An 18,836-nucleotide genomic window follows, 5' to 3' on the forward strand; every position below is an offset into this window, starting at 1 on the left:
TCGCCGATGTCGCCACGACGACCAGGACCTTGCTGAGCTGCCCAGCCCGGGATGTCGTCGCGGCTGCGGGGACGTCCGTCGTCCGAAGGCACGTTCAGCGCGCTGCCGCAGGGGGAGGCAACCGCAGGTGGGCCAGGTCCGGGGGGATCGGGGCATCGGGGCGGAAGAACGGCTGGGCCTCGCCGTCCGTCGCCGTCGCGGGTGCGTCGGTGAGCCGGAAACGGTCGCGCAACCGGCCGTAGAAGTCGGTCGGATGCAGCCGGATCAGCCGCACGCGGCGCGGTGCGCGGAAGACGCCGATCCAGTCGCCCGGGTCGAGGATGCCGCGCAGTTGGCCGTCGACACTGACCGCGGCCTGCCCCGAGTTCGGCAGGACGCGCAGGGCGACAGGTTCGTCCGGGGCGGCCACGACGCTGCGGTCGAACGTCATGTGGGGAGCGATCGGGGTGAAGACGACCGCGTCCATATGGGGGGACAGGACGGGGCCTCCGGCGGCGAAGCTGTAGGCGGTCGAGCCCGTGGGCGTGGCGACCGCGAGGGCGTCCGCCGCGTAGGACGCCAGGAGGCGGCCCGCGATGTAGACGCCGACGCTGACCTGGCGGTCACGCGTCAGCTTCTCCAGCACCACGTCGTTCAGGGCCGTCACGTCCAGGGCGACCCCCCAGCCCGCTTCCTCGGTGGTCTCCTGCCGTACTTGGGGAGGGGGCAGGGCGGGTCCTCGGCCGTAGCGCAGCAAAGCCCCCTCCTCCGGCGGGATCTCCAGCCTGCGTGACGCGCGCATGGTCAGCGTCATCCGCTCCTCCACCACGGCTCGCTCCTCGTGCACGGCGTCCAGAGCGGCGGTGACATCGGACGCCGGTACCTCGGTGAGGAAGCCGACCTTCCCGAGATCGACGCCCAGGACGGCGGCCTGGCTGGTGAGCGCGATGTGCGCCCCGCGCAGGAAGGTTCCGTCGCCGCCGAGGGTGACGACGAGGTCCGGATCGCCGGCGGCCAGCGCCTCCTCGCGGCCGGTGCGACGCTGCCGGCCCTCGGCCCATACGTCGATGTCCGTACTGCGGATGCCGTGCGCACGGCACCAGGAGTGGACGACGCGGGCGGCGTCCAGGGCGGCCGGGCGTCCCTGGTGGGTGACGACGCCGATACGCTGCACAGCCATGGCACCTCCGAAGTGCGGGCTCTGGTGGGCGGGGTGAGGAGGTCCGCCGCCCCGGTGGGTCAGAGGCCGGACCTGATGCGGGCGGCCTCGGCCGGGCGCTCCTCCTCGGGAACGAGGCTCAGAACGATCTTTCCACGGGTGTGACGCCGCTGAACACGCTGATAAGCGTCCCGCACCTGTTCCAGCGGCAGGGTGGCGCTGATGGGCACGGTCAGCAGCCCCTTGGAGGCGAGGTCGGCGAGTTCGGCGACGACGCTTCGGGAGAAGGCGCCTTCCTGGGCCTCGCTGCGAACGCCGTAGCGTGCCACGGCGCGCCCGTCGGCGATGGTGTTGATGCGCCGCGGGTCCACGCCCAGGGCGATGGCGATGTCGACATTGCCCTGCCCGAAGGTGTCGATGTAGGCGTCGATGCCCTGCGGAGCGGCGGCGCGCAGCCGGTCGGCCAGGCCGGGGCCGTGTTCCACGGGGGTCACGCCGAGCGATTCGAGGAAGGCGGCGTTGTGGGGTCCCGCGGTGCCGAGGACGGTGGCGCCGCGGAGCCGGGCCAACTGGACGGCGAGTGATCCCACTCCCCCGGCGGCGGCCGACACGACGACGGTCTCCCCCGGGCCCGGGCGTACGGCGTCGACGGCCGCCCAGGCGGTCACGCCGACGGCGGACAGGGGTGCGGCCGACTCGAAGGTGATGTCCGCGGGTTTGGGTGTGAGGCTGGCGGCGGGCGACACGACGTAGTCAGCCTGTGCCGCGCGGGGGAGGTAACCGATGACCTCGTCCCCGACGGCGAAGTCGCTGACGCCCGCGCCCAGTTGGGCGATCCATCCGGCGAAGTCGTTGCCCTGGCCCTCGGGGAAGTGCGCGGGCCACATGTCGGCGAAGACGCCCTGCCGGATACCGGCCTCGCCCGGGTTGACGGAGGCCACCGCGACGCGTACGAGCACTTCGCCGGGGCCGGCTTGCGGGCGCGGGACCTGATGGATCTCCAGGACCTCGGGGCCGCCGTATCGGGTGAACTTCACTGCTCTGGGCATGATCGTCTCCTGCTCGTGCACGGGAAGGGCCCGGCGCCCGCAGGCACCGCGCGGCCCGGCCGGAAAGGCCTCCGTGACGCTTTGATGATACGTCAACAAACACGTTGCCGCTACAAAAGGTACTGCCACTTGGTCATGCGTTCCTGGAGGTCGAGCACCGGGCCGTCCACCGTGAACGTCCCGTCGCCGCGATGGTGCAGCATCTGGGGAGTCGGCCGGGAGGGGTCGGTCCAGGCCGCGACCGGCTGCAGCAGGAACAGGTGATGCGATCCCACGAGGCTGGTGTCAGCCACCCGGCACTCGATGTTGGCGAAGCATTCGGCGATCAGCGGCGCTCGCACCACCTCACCGTGTACAGCCGTGAGGGCGAACCGCTCGAACTTGTCGATGTCCGCGCCGGAACAGTTTCCGATGTCGACCACGGTCGCGGCCAGCTCGGACGTCGGCACCGAGATGACGCACTCGCCGGTCTCGACCAGGGCCGTGTAGCTGTGGTCCCACGGGCCGACGGTGCAGGCGATCACGGGCGGCGCGTGGCGGACCATCATGTTGAAGCCATTGGTCATCACGTTGGGTACTCCCCGGTGTTCCGTACTGATGAGGATTACCGGGCCGGGCTCGATCAGGCGGTGCACCTGGTCCAGGGGGTGGGCCCGCAGGTCGTTCACTGTGATCATGGCTGCTCCTCGGCGTCGTGCGCAGCCTCCTTCCGGCCGGAGGCGGTTCGCGTTGTGCCACCTCTCGATCGTCGACCGGGCGCGGAGCGGCGGGAAGGCCATGATTCTCCTGGGTGTGCCACTGCCAGGCTCATACATCGGCATACGTGTGCGCGGCCGGACCGTCACGGTCGGACGGGGAGACTCCGCTTCGTCGCCGACGACCCGCGCCGCCTCCGGCCCTGTCGCCCGGTCCGTACGGATGTCTCCGTGCCTGACGGCACAGTTGCCCTGACCGGGTTCACGAGCGACATCGGTGAGGCCACGGCACGTCGTCGCGCCACCACCGGGCGGCTCGTCCTGCGGGCCCGAGAGCCGCGCCGAGTCCACCCGCTTCCGAAGGGATCGCGGCGAGCGACACGTCGGCTCTCTTCCGCCTGGGCTCCGCGCGTCTTCGATCCGGCTCCGTACGCCCGGTGACGGGGATCACAAGGACGGTGGCGGGCGGGCGGACAGGTCCTCATGACGGTCGCGGCTGCGGCCCGACTCCCCCGACCCAGGAGGCTTCTGCTCGTGCGCAGAAAACCGAGACCCACCCTGACAGCGGCCCTGGTGGTGACCCTGCCCGCGGCACTGCTCGCCGGGCCGCACGCCCTGGCGCAGGCTTCGCCCGGCGGTGGCGGCACCGGCGCCCCGCGGTCCGTCACGCTGCTGACCGGCGACCGGGTCAGCGTCGACGGTCGCGGCCGGGTGGCGGTCGATCCGGCCGAGGGCCGCGAGGACATCGTCTTCGCGACGCAGCGCGTCGACGGCCACGTACGCGTCGTGCCCTCCGACGCCGAACTCCTGCTCGCCCGCGGCCGGATCGACACCCGCCTCTTCGACGTCACCGCGCTGACCGGCATGGGGTACGACGACGCGGCGCGCGCGGACCTGCCGCTGATCGTGACCTACGACAAGGGGCGGACGCTCACGGAGAAGGACGCGGCCCGTGCCCGGGCCACGGTCGAACGCCGCCTGCCCGCCGTGAACGGCACCGCCGTCAGCGCGCGCAAGACCGACGCCACCGCGCTGTGGGAAACCCTCACCGCTACGGCCGACGACGCCCGGCACACCTCGGGCGGGAGGCGTGACATCGCCCCCGGGGTGGAGCGGATCTGGCTGGACGGCAAGCGGGAGGCGGCACTGGACCGCAGCGTGCCGCAGATCGGCGCGCCCGCGGCGTGGAAGGCGGGGTACGACGGCACGGGAGTCACTGTCGCCGTGCTGGACACAGGCATCGACACCACCCACCCCGACCTGGCGGACCGGGTCGTGGCCGAGCGGAACTTCTCCGATGACCAGGACACGGTGGACCGCAACGGCCACGGTACCCACGTCGCGTCCACCGTGGCCGGCTCCGGCGCCGCGTCGGCCGGCACACATCGGGGCGTCGCCCCAGGGGCCAGGCTGCTGAACGGCAAGGTGCTCGACGAGAGCGGCTCGGGCTACGACTCGGGCATCATCGCCGGTCTCCAGTGGGCTGTCGACCAAGGCGCCGAGGTGGTCAACCTCAGTCTGGGCGGAGAGGACACCGAGGGCACCGACCCCTTGGAGGAGGCCGTCCAGAAGCTGTCGGCGGACACCGGGACGCTGTTCGTCGTCGCGGCGGGCAACGACGGCGAGTCGGGGGCGCGCACGCTGGGCTCGCCGGGCACCGCCCCCGCGGCGCTGACCGTGGGCGCCGTGGACCGCGCCGACGTCCCGGCCCGCTTCTCCAGTCAGGGGCCGACGGCCGACGGGGCTCTGAAACCGGACGTGACCGCGCCCGGCACCGCCATCGTGGCGGCCCGTGCGGCCGAGGGCCGGCAGGGCGACCCGGTCGGCGAGAGGTATACGTCGATGTCGGGCACCTCGATGGCCACCCCGCATGTCGCGGGCGCCGCGGCCATCCTGGCTCAGCGCCACCCGGACTGGGACGCACAAGAGTTGAAGGCCGCGCTCACCGCGTCGGCCAAGCCCGCGCCCGCGGTCTCCGCCTATGTCCAGGGCAGTGGCCGGATCGACGTGGCGGCGGCGCTGGAACAGCGCGTGACCACCTCTCCGACCGCCCTCGACTTCGGCACGCACCGCTGGCCGCACGGGGACGACCCGGTGACCGGCAAGGAGGTCACCTACCGCAACGCGGGCGCGCGGGAGGTCACGCTCGACCTGTCCGCGCAGGCCGTCGGCGGCGACGGGAAGCCCGCCGTCGAGGGCATGTTCGCGGTCTCGCCGGCGCGGCTCGTCGTCCCCGCCGGGGGCACCGCCACCGCCACCCTGACCGCCGACACCCGGGCTGGTGACACCGACGGCTTGTTCAGCGGCATCCTGCTCGCCGCCGCCGAGGGGCAGCCGGTCGCCCGCACCGCGTTCGGCACGGAACGCGAAGTGGAGTCGTACGATCTGACGATCCGCCACCTGGACATGGCGGGCAGTGCGACCGGTGACGCCTACACGACGGTCAAGGGCACTCAGGAGGGCACCGGTTCCGTCTGGCGGGCCGTCGAGGACGCCGACGGTGAGGTGACGATCCGGCTGCCCAGCGGCCGTTACGCCCTGCAAGGCACCGTCTTCGCGGGCGCCGAGGGCACCGCCGTCCTGGCCAGGCCCCGCGTCGACCTCACGGGCGACACGACCGTCGTGATGGACGCGCGTGATGCCGGGCCGGTCGCGGTCACCGTGCCGGACGCGCGCGCGACGAGCACCGAACGGCATGTGTCGTACGGGGTGACGGGGCCCTTCGGATACGGCAGCGTGTACCGGCTCCCGCCGGGCTCGGAGCCGTACCGCTTCGGCGGGACGGGCCCCTCCGTGCCGGCCGACGAGGCGTACTTCCAGTTCGCGGAGAACTTCAGCGGGCCCTCGGCCACGTACCGGCTGGCCTGGAACCGTCCGGCGTCGCCCCTCAGCGGTTTCACCGCGCGCGTGCAACGCTCGCAGTTGTCCGAGGTCACCGTCGCGCTCGGGGCACCTGCCCAGGGTCGTACGGGCATGCTGGTCGCCGGGCCGTGGACGCTCGACGGCGGGACGTGGACCGGTTTCGACGCACCGGACACCGCCTTGCCCGCGAGGCGGACGGAGTACCTGTTGCGCGGCAGCGATGTGCGGTGGGAGTACGACCTGTACCAGTACTCCCCCGGCGCGGACGGATCCGAGCCGACCTGGGACGCCTCCCTGTTCACCGCTCCTACGAGGTTCACCCGTGAACGTCACGCGCTGCGGTTGAACTTCGGTGTCTTCGGGCCGACCCTGAGTTCGGGCGATGTGCCCGAGCACCTGCGAGCGGGGGCGGTCAGGCGGGGCGACACCTTGCGTGGGGCCCTGCCGATGTTCGGTGACGGCGACGGTCACACCGGCGAGTCCGTCTACAGCCGGGCGCGCACCTCGCTGACGGCGGACGGCAAGGAGGTCTTCTCCTCCGACCGCCCGTTGAGCGCCTCCGACGCGCCGGTCCTGCCGTCGGACGAGCACGGCTATCTCCTGCGCACCGAGGTGTCCCGCCCGGCCTCCGTCTCTCCGCTCAGCACGCGGGTGGCCGCGGAGTGGACCTTCCGTTCCGCGCGGGCGGCCGACGGCGCGGAGGTACGGCTCCCGCTGTCCGTCGTCCGGTTCTCCCCGCCCCTCGCGGCCGACGGCACCGCGCCCGCGGGCGCCCGCTTCGAGGTTCCGTACGAGGTGCGGGGCGCGGCGGCGTCCTCGGGTGTCCGCGCGCTGGGGTTCGAGGTGTCGTACGACGAGACCGCCACCTGGCAGCCGGTCGCGCGGGCCGGTGACGGATGTCTGGTCCTCGACCATCCGCAGGGCGCGGGCTCCGTTTCCCTGCGGGTGCACCTGACCGACGCTGAGGGCAACACGGTGCGGCAGACCGTCGAGCGCGCGTACCTGCTGCGCTGATACGGCGGTGCGTCGGCCCGCCGCCGGAAGGCGGGCCGACGCGGCGCCGGTCGGGTGAGGGGGCGGCGGAGGCGGGGCCGCGCTCAGTCCGCGTCCGTCTCCTCGGCGTCGACCTGGGCGAGGACGCGGTCGAGGAAGTCGCCGAAGAGGAGTACCTCCTCATCCGTGAAGGGGTCGAAGAAGAGCCGGCGCACCGTTTCCGCGTGCCGGGGCGAGGCCTCGTCGATGGCCTGCCGTCCCGCAGGCGTGAGCCGGACCATGGAACCGCGGGCGTCCTCCGCACACGCCTCCCGGGCGACGAGACCGCGCTTCTCCATACGGCTGATCTGGTGTGAGAGGCGGCTGCGCTCCCAGTCCACCTCGGCTCCGAGATCCTTGGTCCGCAGCAGACCCTCGGGGGCCTCGGACAGTGGAGCCAACAGGGCGTAATCCGCCGCGGACAGGCCCGAATCCCGGAGGAGTTGCCGCTCCTGCGCCCGGTGCAGTTCGCGGCGCAGGCGCCGGTACTTCGCCCATACGTCAGCTTCTACGGGGCTCAGCCATGGCGGTTCGGTCATGCCCCGAGACTATCACCTTGTTGACACGTCACCGAAACGCTGTGGCCGTGGATCGACGGGAAGCGACCACTGTCGGGGTCGCTACAGATGCCGGGGCCGCTCAGCGACGTAGGTAATTGCTGCCGAGGTGCGGCTGCGGCATGACGTGTCAGGGTCGGTGCATCCGCACGCGGTTCTTGCCTCGCCCCTAGGCACGAAGCCGACCCCAGCACAGGAGAGTCCATGGACCCGCAAGTGACCGACAACCCGTCCCAGACCCGTTTCGAGATCCATGAGGGCGAGGATCTGGCCGGCTTCGCCCAGTACCACGCGTACAAGGATGAGATCGCCTTCCTGCACACCGAGATCAGTGAGCGGTTCGGGGGCCGAGGCCTCGCCGGTCTGCTCATTCGCGGCGCTCTGGACTCGGCCCGGGAACGCGGCTTGAAAGTGCTGCCCTACTGCCCGTTCGTCCGCGGGTGGATCACCAGGCATCCCGACTACGTCGGGTTGGTTCCCCAGCAGGACCGCGCCCGGTTCGGGCTGTGACGCCGTGAGCAACCTGGACACCACACCGGCGCTCCTGCGTCGCGGAGGCCGCGACGATGTCTCCGCCGGTCCTGTCCGCGAACTGCTGCGGCCCCGGATCACCCCGCTCGGCGAGAGCACCGTCGTACGCCGGTTGCTGCCGAATCTCGGGCGCAGGATGGTCGGAGCGTGGTGCTTCGTCGACCACTACGGTCCCGACGACATCGCCGCCGAGCCCGGTATGTGGGTCCCACCCCATCCGCACACCGGGTTGCAAACCGTCAGTTGGTTGCACGACGGGGACGTCCTGCACCGCGACAGCGTCGGCAGCCTGCAAACCATCCGCCCCCGTGAACTCGGACTGATGACGGCGGGCCGGGCCATCGCCCACGCCGAGCAGTCCCCCCGCGCGCACGCACCGCTTCTCCACGGGGCCCAGCTCTGGGTGGCCCTTCCCGAGGCGCACCGGCAGGTCTCTCCCGCGTTCGAGCACCACACCGACCTCCCGCTGATCACCTCGCACGGCGGGCTGCGGGCCACCGTCATCCTCGGCGGGATCGACGGGGCCGCCTCCCCCGGCACCACCTACTCGCCCCTGGTCGGAGCGGACCTCTCACTGACCGGGGGCGCAGACGTGAAACTGCCCCTCGAACCCGACTTCGAGTACGCGGTACTGACCATGTCCGGCACGACACACGTCGACGGCGTGCCACTGGACCCGGGCTCCATGCTGTATCTGGGATGCGGCCGGCGCGAACTCCCGCTGCGGGCCACCACCGACAGCGGGCTGCTGCTCCTGGGCGGCGAACCCTTCGACGAGAAGATCGTCATGTGGTGGAACTTCATCGGCCGGAGTCCCGAGGAGATCGCCGAGGCCCGTGCGGACTGGAACGCGGGACGGCGCTTCGGTACCGTCCACGGTTTCGACGGAGATCCCACCCCGGCACCGGATCTGCCCGAGGCCCGTCTCAAGGCCCGCGGCCGCGTGCGCTGAGCCGCACACCGGACATCGCGGGAGGCGATGCTTCACTCACGGCGGGAACGCAGTTTCACGGCCGCCCCTGGTCGACGCCGACACCGACCGGTCGCCGGTGAACGTGGGCTTCACGTCCCGTCACACCCGCCGACACCACCGCTGGGGCAGGCCGCCGCGCATCCGGGCGGACGCGTGACGCGCGCTCGACCGCACGCCGACGGGCGGCGCCCCCACTTCGGTGACGCCGCCCGTCCACGGGCGAGCCGGGTCAGGAGGCCTTCCCTGCGTCGAGGACGAAGTCGCGGGAGGCCGAGACGTCGTCGCGCAGGGCGGCGAGGTCGACGTCCAGAAGGCGCCCGTCCCACTTGCGGACCTGCCCGGCGACGAAGACGGTGTCGACGTTTCGGGCGTCGGTCCCCAGCACCAGCGTGCCCACCGCGTCGTTCAGCGGCATGTTGTTGATGTCTTCGGCGCGGACGACCAGCACGTCGGCCTGCTTGCCCGGCGTCAGCGAACCGGTCACCTCACCCAGCCCGTTCGTCCGAGCCCCTTGCAGGGTGGCGAAGTCCAGCACGTCGAAGGTGCTGATGCGGCGCGGCTCGGTATCGGTGCCGTAGGCGGCGTTGACCGCCCGCATCCGCTGAATGGCATGCAGGGTCCGCATCTGCGTGAACATGTCGCTGGCCAGAGCGACTTCGACATCGATGCTCAGCCCCGGCCGCACCCCCACCGCCAGGGCCTCGTCCACCGCCGGGATCGCCGATTCCAGCCCGATCTGCGCGTCCGACGTGGGCGCCAGCGCGATCGTCGTCCCGCTGTCGCCGATGGCCCGCCACGCGCCGGGAGTGAGACCGGTGGCATGGATCAACGTCAGGTCCGGGCCGAGCAGTCCCTGTCGCTCCCACTCCAGGACAGCCCGTGAGGACGGCAGCCCGAAGACCGCGTCCACGCTGACCCCGACCCCCAGCTCGCGGGCCGCCGCCGCCAGCTTCGGCCCGTACTCCAGCTCCGGGCCCGCGATCTCGCCCGTCGCCAGGGTGGCGAGGCGGAAGGTGAGAAGGCCGTTGCCGTACTCCTTCTGGAGCCGCGCCACATCCGCGGGCCACTGCCTGTCCCAGTCGCCGAAGTGCGGGGCCATCGCCGCATGCACGCCCCGGATCCCCGAGTCCACCAGCGCCTGCACCGCCGCGTCGGAGTGCGCGGGTGTGCGTGAGTTGTGAGAGAAGTCGAGCATGGTGGTGATGCCGCTGTCGAGCGCCGTCAGGGCCGCCAGCCGGGTACCGACGTACATGTCGTGCGGGCGGTACACCGGCGCGTACCCCAGCAGCGTACGGGTGACATAGCCACCCAGGTCGTCCACGTCGGGCATGACCCGGCGCAACTGCGTCTCCCAGGCGTGCCGGTGTGTGTCGACAAGGCCCGGCGCCACGACGCAGCCGGTCGCGTCGATCACCACCGCGTCGGACTCGGCGCCCTGTGCGCGCAGGTCCTCGCCCACGGCGGCGATCACCTCGCCCTCGATCAGCACGTCGCCTCTGGGCAGGACTCCCAGGGCCGGGTCCATGGTGACGACCGTGGCGCCGGTGATGAGGACACGCCGACCACGCTCGCCGGCCGAGGCACGCAGTCGGTCCAGCAGGTTCTTGCGGACAGAGTCGTCGAGGTACATGGCACACATCCAGATCGGTAGGAGGGACGTCGCCGGGACCGAGCGGCCGGCGCTGCAACCACCGTCGCCGCACCCCACACCCCCGCACCAGGCCGCCATATACCTGGGAGCACCGCACCCAGGAACCGCCCGGACGCACCGCAGGACAGGAAGAACACGGCCAGCGCGAGAGCCCCCGCCGCGATATGCCCACAGCCTCTCGAAGGATCGCCGAAAGCCCTCCTACGCGCTCGCCGAACAGCGGCGCCATTCCTCATCAAGCCTCAGGTGCGGCGCACTTGAGTCGCGGTTGAGCCGTCTCGAACGGCCCCGTGCCAGACTCGGCCCATGCTCCACAGGCGTGCTGACAAATCGCTGATCGAACAGACCAGGCACATTCGCAAGGGCCTCATGGGAACCCCTTTGATTCCGCTGCCGGACGAGCAGTGCGACCTCGTCGCGAAGCTGGAATTCTGCAATCCGACGGGCAGCAGCAAGGACCGTTCGGCGCTGTGGATCCTGGAACAGGCGATCGGCCGCGGGGAGATAGCGCACGACACCACGGTGGTCGAGTCGTCGTCCGGGAACTTCGCGCTCGCCCTTGCCTTCTACTGCCGGATCCTCGGCATCTCGTTCGTCCCGGTCATCGATCCGAACTGCAACGAGGCCACCGAGACCCAACTCCGGTTGCTGTGCGAACGCGTGGAGAAAGTCACCCAGCGTGATACGGCGGGCGGTTATCTACGGAGTCGGCTCGCCCGCGTACAGGAACTTCTGATGGAGAGCGATTCGGCCTATTGGCCCAATCAGTACGTCAATCCCGATGCCCGCGACGCGCATTACCGTTTCACCGGCGGCGAGTTGATCGCCCAGGCCGGTCCCCTCGACTATCTCTTCGTGGGTGTGGGAACCGGTGGCACGATCGCAGGGCTCTCCCACCGCGTCAAGGAATCCTCGCCGGGCTGTGTCGTCGTCGCGGTCGACGCCGAAGGTTCGGTGATATTCGGCGGGCCGCCGAAAAAGCGGCGTATCCCCGGTATCGGTTCCAGCATCGTGCCGCCGCTGTGCGGGCAGGCGCTGATCGACGAGGTCGAGATCGTCCCCGAGACACGCGCCGTCGAGGCCTGTGGCGTCCTGGCCGCCACGTACGGCTTGTACGCGGGCGGTTCGACCGGCAGCACCTACGCCGCCATCCAGGACTATTTCGCCCGTCGGCCGCCCACCGCGCGCCGCCCCCGGGTCGCCTTCCTCGCCGCCGACCGCGGCCATGCCTACGCCCGGACCGTCTACGACCCCGTCTGGCAGCAGCGCCTGCGTGCGGAGGTGGTACAGCCCTCCGACTTCGAGACCCTGGCCGTCAACTGAAGGAGTACGCCCCCGTGTCCAGCCTGGCCCCGCCGCCCATGACCGTGATCGGTGCGGGCGACATCGCCGCCGAGACGGACCGCCACCGTGCGGAGCTCGTCGAGGTCGTCCGTGCCGCCTACCTCACGCACGACGCCGGTGAGAGCGCGAACCCCCACAGCTCGTTCCTGCGCTTCCCGCACCAGGAACGGTCGCGCATCATCTCGCTGCCGGCCTACCTGGGCGGCGCGTTCGAGGTCGCCGGCAACAAGTGGATCGCCAGCTTTCCGGACAACACGCGGCACGGGATCCCCCGCGCGTCAGCCACGCTAATCCTCAACGACTGCGTCACCGGTTACCCGTTCGCCTGCATGGAGTCCTCCATCGTCTCGGCGACGCGGACCGCGGCCTCCGCGGTGCTCGGCGCGCAGACGCTGCTCGGCGCGCGCCGGGCCCGCCGTGTCGGCATCGTCGGTACGGGGCTGATCGCGCAGCACGTATGGCGGTTCCTGCGTGATCTCGACTGGGAGATCGACGCCTTCCGGCTCTTCGACCTCGACCCGGCCGCGGCGCACCGCTTCGCCGCCGCCGTGGCCAAGGACACCGAGGCCGAGCTCGTGATCGCCGACAAGGTGGAGGAGGCGTTCACCGACTGCGACGTGGTCGTGCTGACCACCGTCGCCGGTGAGCCGCACCTGCACGACCCGCGGCTGCTGGCCCACAACCCGGTGGTTCTGCACCTGTCACTGCGCGACCTCGGCCCCGACATGATCCTCGCCGCCCAGAACTTCACCGACGACATCGACCACGCCGTACGTGAGCGCACCTCGCTCCACCTGACCGAACAGCGCACAGGCAACCGTGACTTCGTCGACGGCACCCTTGCCGACCTCCTGTGCGAGCGGCTGCGCCGGGACCAGGGGCGAGCCGCGATCTTCTCCCCGTTCGGACTCGGCGTCCTCGACCTCGCCGTCGGGAAGTGGGTGCACGACCGGGTCGTCGCCACGGGCGGGGGCTACCGTGCGAGCGGTTTCTTCGCCGGGGTGGGTGTCTGACGTATGAGCACCTCATCAGCCCCGCGCCCCGCCGAGGACCGGTATGTCGTCGTGCTGAACGACGAGGAGCAGTACTCCGTCTGGTTCGCCGAGCGCGCCCTGCCCGTCGGCTGGTCCGCCACGGGTGTGCAGGGCACCCGCCAGGAGTGCCTGGACCACATAGAGCGGGTGTGGACCGACCTGACGCCGCGTTCCGTACGGGCGGCACGATGACGGCCACCGCTCCCGCCACGGCCTGGCTGCGTGGCCTGGGCAGCCGGGGAGGCACCGCCGGCCGACGCCTGTTCGTCTTCCCGCACGCCGGAGCGGGCGCCTCTGCCTACCGGCTGGCGGCGTATCTGCCCGACAGCGTCGAGGTCTGCACGGTCCGGCTGCCCGGACGGGAGGGACGCTTCGCCGAGCCGGCCCTGACGTCCCTGGACGAGGCCGTGGCCACGCTCGCGCCGCTCGTCGCGGGCCACACCGACCTGCCGTACGCCTTCTTCGGGCACAGCATGGGGGCCCTGCTCTCCTTCGAGACGGCCCGGCGGCTGCGGGCCCTCGGCACACCGCTGCCCGAGCGGCTGTTCCTGTCGGGCATGCGGGCCCCCGGACTGCCGGACCGCGAACCGCGGCACGCACTGCCGGACGCCGAGTTGCTCGCCACGGCCGAGTTCGCCGGTGTGGACCCGGAGTTGCAGGAGTTGTTGCTGCCGATCCTGCGGGCGGACCTGACGCTGTGCGAGACATATCTGTCCCGTGCCGAGGCGCCCCTGCCGTGCCCGCTGACCGTGCTGGCCGGCTCCGACGACGAGAGCGTCACCGAGGCGGAGCTGGCCGGCTGGCGCGAGCACACCTCGGCCGGCTTCGAAACGCACCTGTTCCCGGGTGCTCCCCACTTGTATGTGCGCGGCGCGGAACCGCAACTGGCGGAGACGATCACGCGCGCCTTCCCTGTACAGGGCTGAGAAAGGATCGTTCATGGCGCCGAGCACCCTGGTCGCACTCTGGGAGCGGCAGGCGGCCGCGACACCCGACGCACTCGCCGTCGTCGCGGGAGCGGACCGCGCCACCTACGCCGAGGTGGACCGCCGGTCCGCGGCGCTCTGTGCCGAGCTGCGGACCCGCGGCGTCGGAGCGGAGAGTCTGGTCGGTGTCTGTCTCGGCCGGTCGGTCGAGATGGTCGTGGCCCTGCTCGGCATCCTGAGGTCGGGCGCCGCGTATCTGCCGCTCGACCCGGGCTACCCCGCCGAGCGGCTGCGGTACATGGCCGCCGACTCGGGGGCCGAGGTGTGGGTGTGCGACGCGGACCGGCGTGCGCAGGCCCTGGCGTCCGGCGCGGCCGACGTCCTGCTGGTCGAGGACCTGCCCGCGCGGCCGTCCCCGCCGCCGGCCCACACGGTGCGTCCGCACGACCTCGCGTACGTCATCTACACCTCCGGGTCGACCGGGCTGCCCAAGGGGGTGGCCGTCGACCATAGGGCGCTCGCCTCGTTCCTGCGCAGCGCGGCCGAGCGCCCCGGCCTCACGGCGGACGACCGCGTGCTCGCCCTGACCCCGCTGTCGTTCGACATCTCCGTCCTGGAACTGTTCCTGCCGCTGACCCGGGGAGCGACGGTGGTGATGGCGCCGCCCGCCGCCAACACCGACCCGGAACTGCTGGCCGCCACGCTCACCGACGCGCGGATCGACGTCGTCCAGGCGACTCCCACCACCTGGCGGCTTCTGCTGGCGTCCGGCTGGACGGACGGGCACGGCCGCGTCCTGCTGTCGGGCGGCGAGCCGCTCGATCCGCAACTGGCCCGCGATCTCCTGGCGACCGGCGGCACCCTGTGGAATCTGTACGGGCCGACCGAGGCGACCGTGTGGGCCACCGCCGCCCGCATCGACACCGTGGCCGACCGGATCGGCGTCGGTACGGCCCTGTCCGACACCCGCCTGCACGTCGTCGACGAGGACGGGCACGAGGTCGGCCCGGGGGCCGTCGGTGAGCTGTGGATCGGCGGCGACGGAGTGGCCCGCGGCTATCTCGACCGGCCCGCCCTGACCGCCGACCGGTTCGTCCCCGACCCGTTCGGGGACGCCCCCGGGCGCCTGTATCGCACCGGCGACCTCGCCCGGTGGTCCACCGACGGCACGCTGGAGGTGCTGGGACGCACCGACCACCAGGTCAAGGTGCGCGGCGTCCGCATCGAGCTCGGTGAGATCGAGGCCTGTGTGCGCAGCCACCCCCTCGTCGCGGACGCGGTGGTCGTCGTCGACCGCCAGGCCGTGGGCGGCGACCGGCTGGTGGCCTGCCTCGTCCCCGTGCCCGGCGCGCGGGACGACTCCGCGGACCTGCCCCGCGACGTCCGCGACCACCTCGCACAGCGGTTGCCCGCCGCCCTGGTGGCCCAGGGCTACGCGGTGCTCGACGCCCTCCCCCGCACCCCGGCGGGCAAGGCCGACCGCGACGCCGCGCGGCGGATCCCGTACGGCCCGGTCCGGGCGAGCGGGCCGGTGCCCGAGGAGGCTGCGCCGCCCCCGCACACCGCGGTGGTCCGCCGGGTGTGGGCCGAGGCGCTCGGCCTGGACGACGTCTCCCCGTACGACGACTTCTTCGGCCTGGGCGGACAGTCGCTCACCGCGGTTCGGATCGTGGCCCGGCTGCGTACGGAGCTGGGCCTGTCGGTCGATGTGCAGTCGCTTTTCGCGCATCCGACGCCCGCCGCGCTGGCCGCCGCCCTGGACAGCTCGGCGCCCGCCGCCGACGAGCCGATCCCGGCGGCCACGACGGCCACGCTCTCCTTCGGCCAGGAGCGGATCTGGTTCTTCGAGCAGATGAACCCCGGGGCGCCCGCCTACCACCTGCCCGTCGCCCTGGGCCTGCCCGGTGGCCGCGTCGACCTGACGCGGCTCCAGGACTGCCTGTCCGTGCTGGTGCGCCGCCACCCGGCGCTGCGCACGGCCGTCGTCGACGTGGCCGGCCGGGCCCGCCCCGAACCGCACGAGCCAGGGCCCGTCCCCCTGGCGCGCACCGAGGTCGCCGAGGAGGACCTGGACGCGGTCATGACCGAGCGGATCCGCGCCCCCTTCGCCCTCAACCGCCCGCCCCTGCTGCGCGCGGACGTCCTGTCAACGCCGAGCCGCGACGTGACTCTACTGACGGTCCATCACATCGCTTGCGACGGTGCCTCGATCGACCTCATGGTGCGGGAACTAAGCCATCTCTACGCGGAGTTGACCGAGGGCCGTCGCCCCGCCGCGGCGCCGCCCGCCGTGACGTACGCCGACTACGCGGCCTGGCAGCGCGAGCGGCTCACCGGCGCCGAGCTGGAGCGGCTGCTCGACCACTGGAGAACCCGGCTGTCCGGTGTGCCGGTCCTGGAGCTGCCGACCAGCCGTCCCCGACCGGCCGTCGCCGGCCACCGCGGCCGCCGGGAGATGCTGCACGTCCCCGCCGGCCTGGCGGACCGCCTGCGCACGCTCTGCCGGGCCGAGGGGGTCACCCTGTTCATGGGCCTGCTGGCCCCCTTGCAGGTGCTGCTCGGCCGCTACGCCGAAGAGAGCGATGTCGCCGTCGGCACCCTGGCAGGCGGGCGGCCGCGCCCGGAACTGGACGACGTGGTCGGCTACTTCGTGAACACCGTCGTCCTGCGCACCGACCTCACGGGCGATCCGACCTGGCGCGCACTCCTGGGCCGGGTCCGCGAGGTGGCACAGCAGGCGTACGCGCACCAGGAGCTGCCCTTCGAGAAGCTGGTCGCCGAGGTGAGCCCGGAGCGCGACCTGAGCCGCAACCCTCTCTTCCAAGTGCTGTTCGCCCTGCACGAGGAGCAGCGGGCCGCAGGAATCACCGAGCTGTACGACCGCAAGGAGCTGGAGGGACGCCTCGGTACCGCGCGCTTCGACCTCGCCCTCGACGTGACGGACCACGCCGCGGGCGCCGGTCACCTCAGTGTCTCCGTCGAGTACGCCACCGACCTGTTCGACGCGGACTTCGTCCACGGCTTCGGCCGGCACTATCTGCGGGTCGTCGAGCAGATGGTGTCCGGCGTCACGGACCGGCTCTCCGAGCTGGAGATCGTCTCCGCCGCTGAGCTCCGCGCCCTCTCCGGGGGCGACCGGCCCGGGCCACTGTCCGAACCGGCCACCCTGGTCCGCCTCTGGGACCGCCAGGTGCGGGCCACCCCGGACGCCACCTGTGTCGTCGGCGACGACACGTCGCTGACGTTCGCCGAGACCGACGCGCGGGCCTCGGCCCTCGCGCGCGAGCTGCGGGACCGCGGCGTACGCCCCGAAAGCCTCGTCGGCGTCTGCCTGGAGCGCTCGGTGTCCCTGGTGGTCGCCCTGCTGGGCGTCCTGAAGGCGGGCGGCGCCTACGTTCCGCTCGATCCGAACCACCCCGCCGACCGCCTCCGGTACCTGCTGGCCGACTCGGGCGTACGCCTGGTCGTCGCGGACCCGCGGCACCCCGCCTCCGCCCTGTTCGGCGACGCCGTACGGCTCGTGGCGGTGGATCAGGAACCCCAGGGCTGCGACGTCGCCGACCCGGCGCGGGCCGAGGAAGCGCAACCGCACCACCTCGCCTACGTCATCTACACATCCGGCTCCACCGGCAACCCCAAAGGCGTCGCGATCACCCACGCCAACATCACCGGCTTCCTGGAGTGGAACCAGCGGCTGTGCCGGCTCGACCGGCACGACCGGGCACTGCTCAACCACTCGGTGGCGTTCGACAACTCGGTCTGGGAGATCTTCCAGTGCCTGGTCTCCGGCGCCGAGCTGCACCTGGCGAGCCCCACCGCCGCCTACGACCCCGAGGAGTTCCTGCGCGAGGTCGCCGAGCGCCGCATCACCACCCTCAACGCGACCCCGTCACAGATGCGGGTCCTGCTGGAGTCGGGCACGGACGCCGCTGCCCGACTCGCCTCTGTACGCCTGGTGTTCACCGGCGCCGAGGCCGTGCCGCACGAGGTGGCCCGCCGGATCCTGGCCGCCACCGCGCCCGGCTGCCAGGTGTTCAACGAGTACGGGCCCACCGAGGCCACCGTCACCTCCGGGTTCTGCCCCCTCACCGACGAACTGCTCGACCGGCACGGGCACCTCCCGAGCGTCCCCTTCGGCCGCGCCACCGACAACGCGCGCCTGTACGTGCTGGACGCGCGGCTGCGCCCGGTCGCCCCCGGCTGCCGCGGCGAGCTGTACGTCGGCGGCAAAGCGGTCGGCCGCGGCTATCTCGGCAGACCCGCCCGCACCGCCGCGGCGTACCTGCCCGACCCGTACGCCACCGAGCCCGGCGCCCGGATGTACGCCACCGGTGACGTCGTACGGCTGCTGCCCGACGGCAACCTGGTCTTCCTCGGCCGCAACGACCACCAGGTCAAGGTGCGCGGCTTCCGTATCGAGCTCGGCGAGATCGAGTCCGCGCTCCAGAGCCACCCCGCCGTGGCCGACTGCGTGGTGGCCGTACGCCGTGCCGACACCGGCGATGACCGGCTGGCGGCCTATCTGATCCTTGCACGCCCCGACCGGCCGGCGCCGGACCCCGCACAGCTCCGCGCCCACCTGGCGGACCGTCTGCCGCCGTACATGCTGCCGCAGAGCTACACCGTGATCGACGAGATTCCTCTCAGCCCGAACGGCAAGGTCGACCGGCCCGCACTGCCCGACCCGCGCCCGGCGTCCGACCCCGACCCCGATCCGGCGGCGCGCCAGGCCCTCACCGCGGGACAGCTCCTCGTGGCCGAGGTGTGGCGGGAGTGTCTGGGTGTCGAGGACGGCTTCGGGCCGCAGGACGGCCTCTTCGACGTCGGCGGCACCTCGTTGACGCTCGCCACGATCGCGGGCCGTCTCGGTGAGCGGCTCGGACGCCGTGTCTCACCGGTCCTGGTCTTCCGCCACCCGACGGTGGCAGGACTGGCCCAGGCGCTCGAAGAGGCCGTGGAAAAGGACACTCGGCCCTGAGCGGGAACGGTGGGCAGCACGGAGCGGCGTCGACATGGTCGACGCCGCTCCGTGCTGCCCGTCGGC

Annotated in this window: 13 protein-coding genes; 8 read left to right on the forward strand and 5 right to left on the reverse strand. The window is 72.1% G+C overall.

The features are described 5' to 3' along the window. Window positions 1-94: 94 nt before the first annotated feature. The 3 genes from ACIRF8_RS08995 to ACIRF8_RS09005 form a co-directional block, all read right to left on the reverse strand. On the reverse strand, window positions 95-1,159 hold the full coding sequence (locus ACIRF8_RS08995; protein WP_404212522.1) for an NAD(+)/NADH kinase: 1,065 nt from the start codon (window positions 1,157-1,159) through the stop codon (window positions 95-97). A 59-nt stretch (window positions 1,160-1,218) separates the two neighbouring features. Then, a complete protein-coding gene (locus tag ACIRF8_RS09000; protein ID WP_404212524.1) occupies window positions 1,219-2,187 on the reverse strand; it encodes an NADP-dependent oxidoreductase in 969 nt (322 codons plus the stop codon). Between the two features lie 110 nt (window positions 2,188-2,297). Further along, window positions 2,298-2,864 (reverse strand): flavin reductase family protein, encoded by a 567-nt coding sequence (locus ACIRF8_RS09005; RefSeq protein ID WP_404212526.1) that lies wholly within the window; start codon window positions 2,862-2,864, stop codon window positions 2,298-2,300. A 552-nt stretch (window positions 2,865-3,416) separates the two neighbouring features. Here ACIRF8_RS09005 and ACIRF8_RS09010 point away from each other — a divergent pair. After that, window positions 3,417-6,758 carry a S8 family serine peptidase gene (locus tag ACIRF8_RS09010; protein ID WP_404212528.1) on the forward strand — a complete coding sequence of 1,114 codons (3,342 nt, stop codon included), beginning with the start codon at window positions 3,417-3,419 and terminating at the stop codon, window positions 6,756-6,758. A gap of 83 nt (window positions 6,759-6,841) precedes the next feature. On the opposite strand, the gene ACIRF8_RS09015 is transcribed toward ACIRF8_RS09010, so the two are convergent. Beyond that, window positions 6,842-7,315, reverse strand: a complete 474-nt coding sequence (locus tag ACIRF8_RS09015; RefSeq protein ID WP_404212530.1) for a MarR family winged helix-turn-helix transcriptional regulator — start codon at window positions 7,313-7,315, stop codon at window positions 6,842-6,844. A 222-nt stretch (window positions 7,316-7,537) separates the two neighbouring features. On the opposite strand from ACIRF8_RS09015, the gene ACIRF8_RS09020 reads away from it, so the two are divergent. Together ACIRF8_RS09020 and ACIRF8_RS09025 are read left to right on the forward strand one after the other, a co-directional pair. After that, window positions 7,538-7,843 (forward strand): GNAT family N-acetyltransferase, encoded by a 306-nt coding sequence (locus ACIRF8_RS09020; RefSeq protein WP_404212532.1) that lies wholly within the window; start codon window positions 7,538-7,540, stop codon window positions 7,841-7,843. A gap of 4 nt (window positions 7,844-7,847) precedes the next feature. After that, window positions 7,848-8,816: a pirin family protein gene (locus ACIRF8_RS09025; protein ID WP_404212534.1), complete on the forward strand. Its 969-nt coding sequence runs from the start codon at window positions 7,848-7,850 to the stop codon at window positions 8,814-8,816. A gap of 250 nt (window positions 8,817-9,066) precedes the next feature. Here ACIRF8_RS09025 and ACIRF8_RS09030 read toward each other — a convergent pair whose 3' ends face one another. Then, window positions 9,067-10,467, reverse strand: coding sequence for an amidohydrolase family protein (locus ACIRF8_RS09030; protein ID WP_404212536.1), 1,401 nt, complete (start codon window positions 10,465-10,467; stop codon window positions 9,067-9,069). 327 nt (window positions 10,468-10,794) lie between these two features. Here ACIRF8_RS09030 and sbnA point away from each other — a divergent pair, with 327 nt between their 5' ends. The 5 genes from sbnA to ACIRF8_RS09055 are packed head-to-tail and all read left to right on the forward strand — an operon-like array spanning window position 10,795 to window position 18,770. Continuing rightward, complete coding sequence (gene sbnA / locus ACIRF8_RS09035) at window positions 10,795-11,811, forward strand: 2,3-diaminopropionate biosynthesis protein SbnA (protein WP_404212538.1); 1,017 nt, start codon at window positions 10,795-10,797, stop codon at window positions 11,809-11,811. Between the two features lie 38 nt (window positions 11,812-11,849). Then, entirely contained in the window at window positions 11,850-12,845 is a 996-nt protein-coding gene (gene sbnB, locus ACIRF8_RS09040; RefSeq protein WP_404214232.1) for a 2,3-diaminopropionate biosynthesis protein SbnB, read from the forward strand. Window positions 12,846-12,848: 3 nt separating this feature from the next. Further along, window positions 12,849-13,058: an MbtH family protein gene (locus ACIRF8_RS09045; RefSeq protein WP_404212540.1), complete on the forward strand. Its 210-nt coding sequence runs from the start codon at window positions 12,849-12,851 to the stop codon at window positions 13,056-13,058. Then, on the forward strand, window positions 13,016-13,792 hold the full coding sequence (locus ACIRF8_RS09050) for a thioesterase II family protein (protein ID WP_404212542.1): 777 nt from the start codon (window positions 13,016-13,018) through the stop codon (window positions 13,790-13,792). The genes ACIRF8_RS09045 and ACIRF8_RS09050 overlap by 43 nt, the downstream gene beginning before the upstream one ends. A 13-nt stretch (window positions 13,793-13,805) precedes the next feature. Beyond that, window positions 13,806-18,770: an amino acid adenylation domain-containing protein gene (locus tag ACIRF8_RS09055; protein ID WP_404212544.1), complete on the forward strand. Its 4,965-nt coding sequence runs from the start codon at window positions 13,806-13,808 to the stop codon at window positions 18,768-18,770. The last annotated feature ends 66 nt before the right edge of the window (window positions 18,771-18,836 follow it).

Source organism: Streptomyces sp. NPDC102406 (genome assembly GCF_044765725.1).
In the GTDB taxonomy this organism is placed as follows: domain Bacteria; phylum Actinomycetota; class Actinomycetes; order Streptomycetales; family Streptomycetaceae; genus Streptomyces.

What these genes read in the sequence shown, in the direction of transcription:
- ACIRF8_RS09045 (WP_404212540.1), top strand. Translation starts at nt 12,849, where the DNA reads ATGAGCACCTCATCAGCCCCGCGCCCCGCCGAGGACCGGTATGTCGTC.
- ACIRF8_RS09000 (WP_404212524.1), bottom strand. Translation starts at nt 2,187, where the DNA reads ATGCCCAGAGCAGTGAAGTTCACCCGATACGGCGGCCCCGAGGTCCTG.
- ACIRF8_RS09055 (WP_404212544.1), top strand. Translation starts at nt 13,806, where the DNA reads ATGGCGCCGAGCACCCTGGTCGCACTCTGGGAGCGGCAGGCGGCCGCG.
- sbnB (WP_404214232.1), top strand. Translation starts at nt 11,850, where the DNA reads ATGACCGTGATCGGTGCGGGCGACATCGCCGCCGAGACGGACCGCCAC.
- ACIRF8_RS09005 (WP_404212526.1), bottom strand. Translation starts at nt 2,864, where the DNA reads ATGATCACAGTGAACGACCTGCGGGCCCACCCCCTGGACCAGGTGCAC.
- ACIRF8_RS08995 (WP_404212522.1), bottom strand. Translation starts at nt 1,159, where the DNA reads ATGGCTGTGCAGCGTATCGGCGTCGTCACCCACCAGGGACGCCCGGCC.
- ACIRF8_RS09030 (WP_404212536.1), bottom strand. Translation starts at nt 10,467, where the DNA reads ATGTACCTCGACGACTCTGTCCGCAAGAACCTGCTGGACCGACTGCGT.
- sbnA (WP_404212538.1), top strand. Translation starts at nt 10,795, where the DNA reads ATGCTCCACAGGCGTGCTGACAAATCGCTGATCGAACAGACCAGGCAC.
- ACIRF8_RS09015 (WP_404212530.1), bottom strand. Translation starts at nt 7,315, where the DNA reads ATGACCGAACCGCCATGGCTGAGCCCCGTAGAAGCTGACGTATGGGCG.
- ACIRF8_RS09020 (WP_404212532.1), top strand. Translation starts at nt 7,538, where the DNA reads ATGGACCCGCAAGTGACCGACAACCCGTCCCAGACCCGTTTCGAGATC.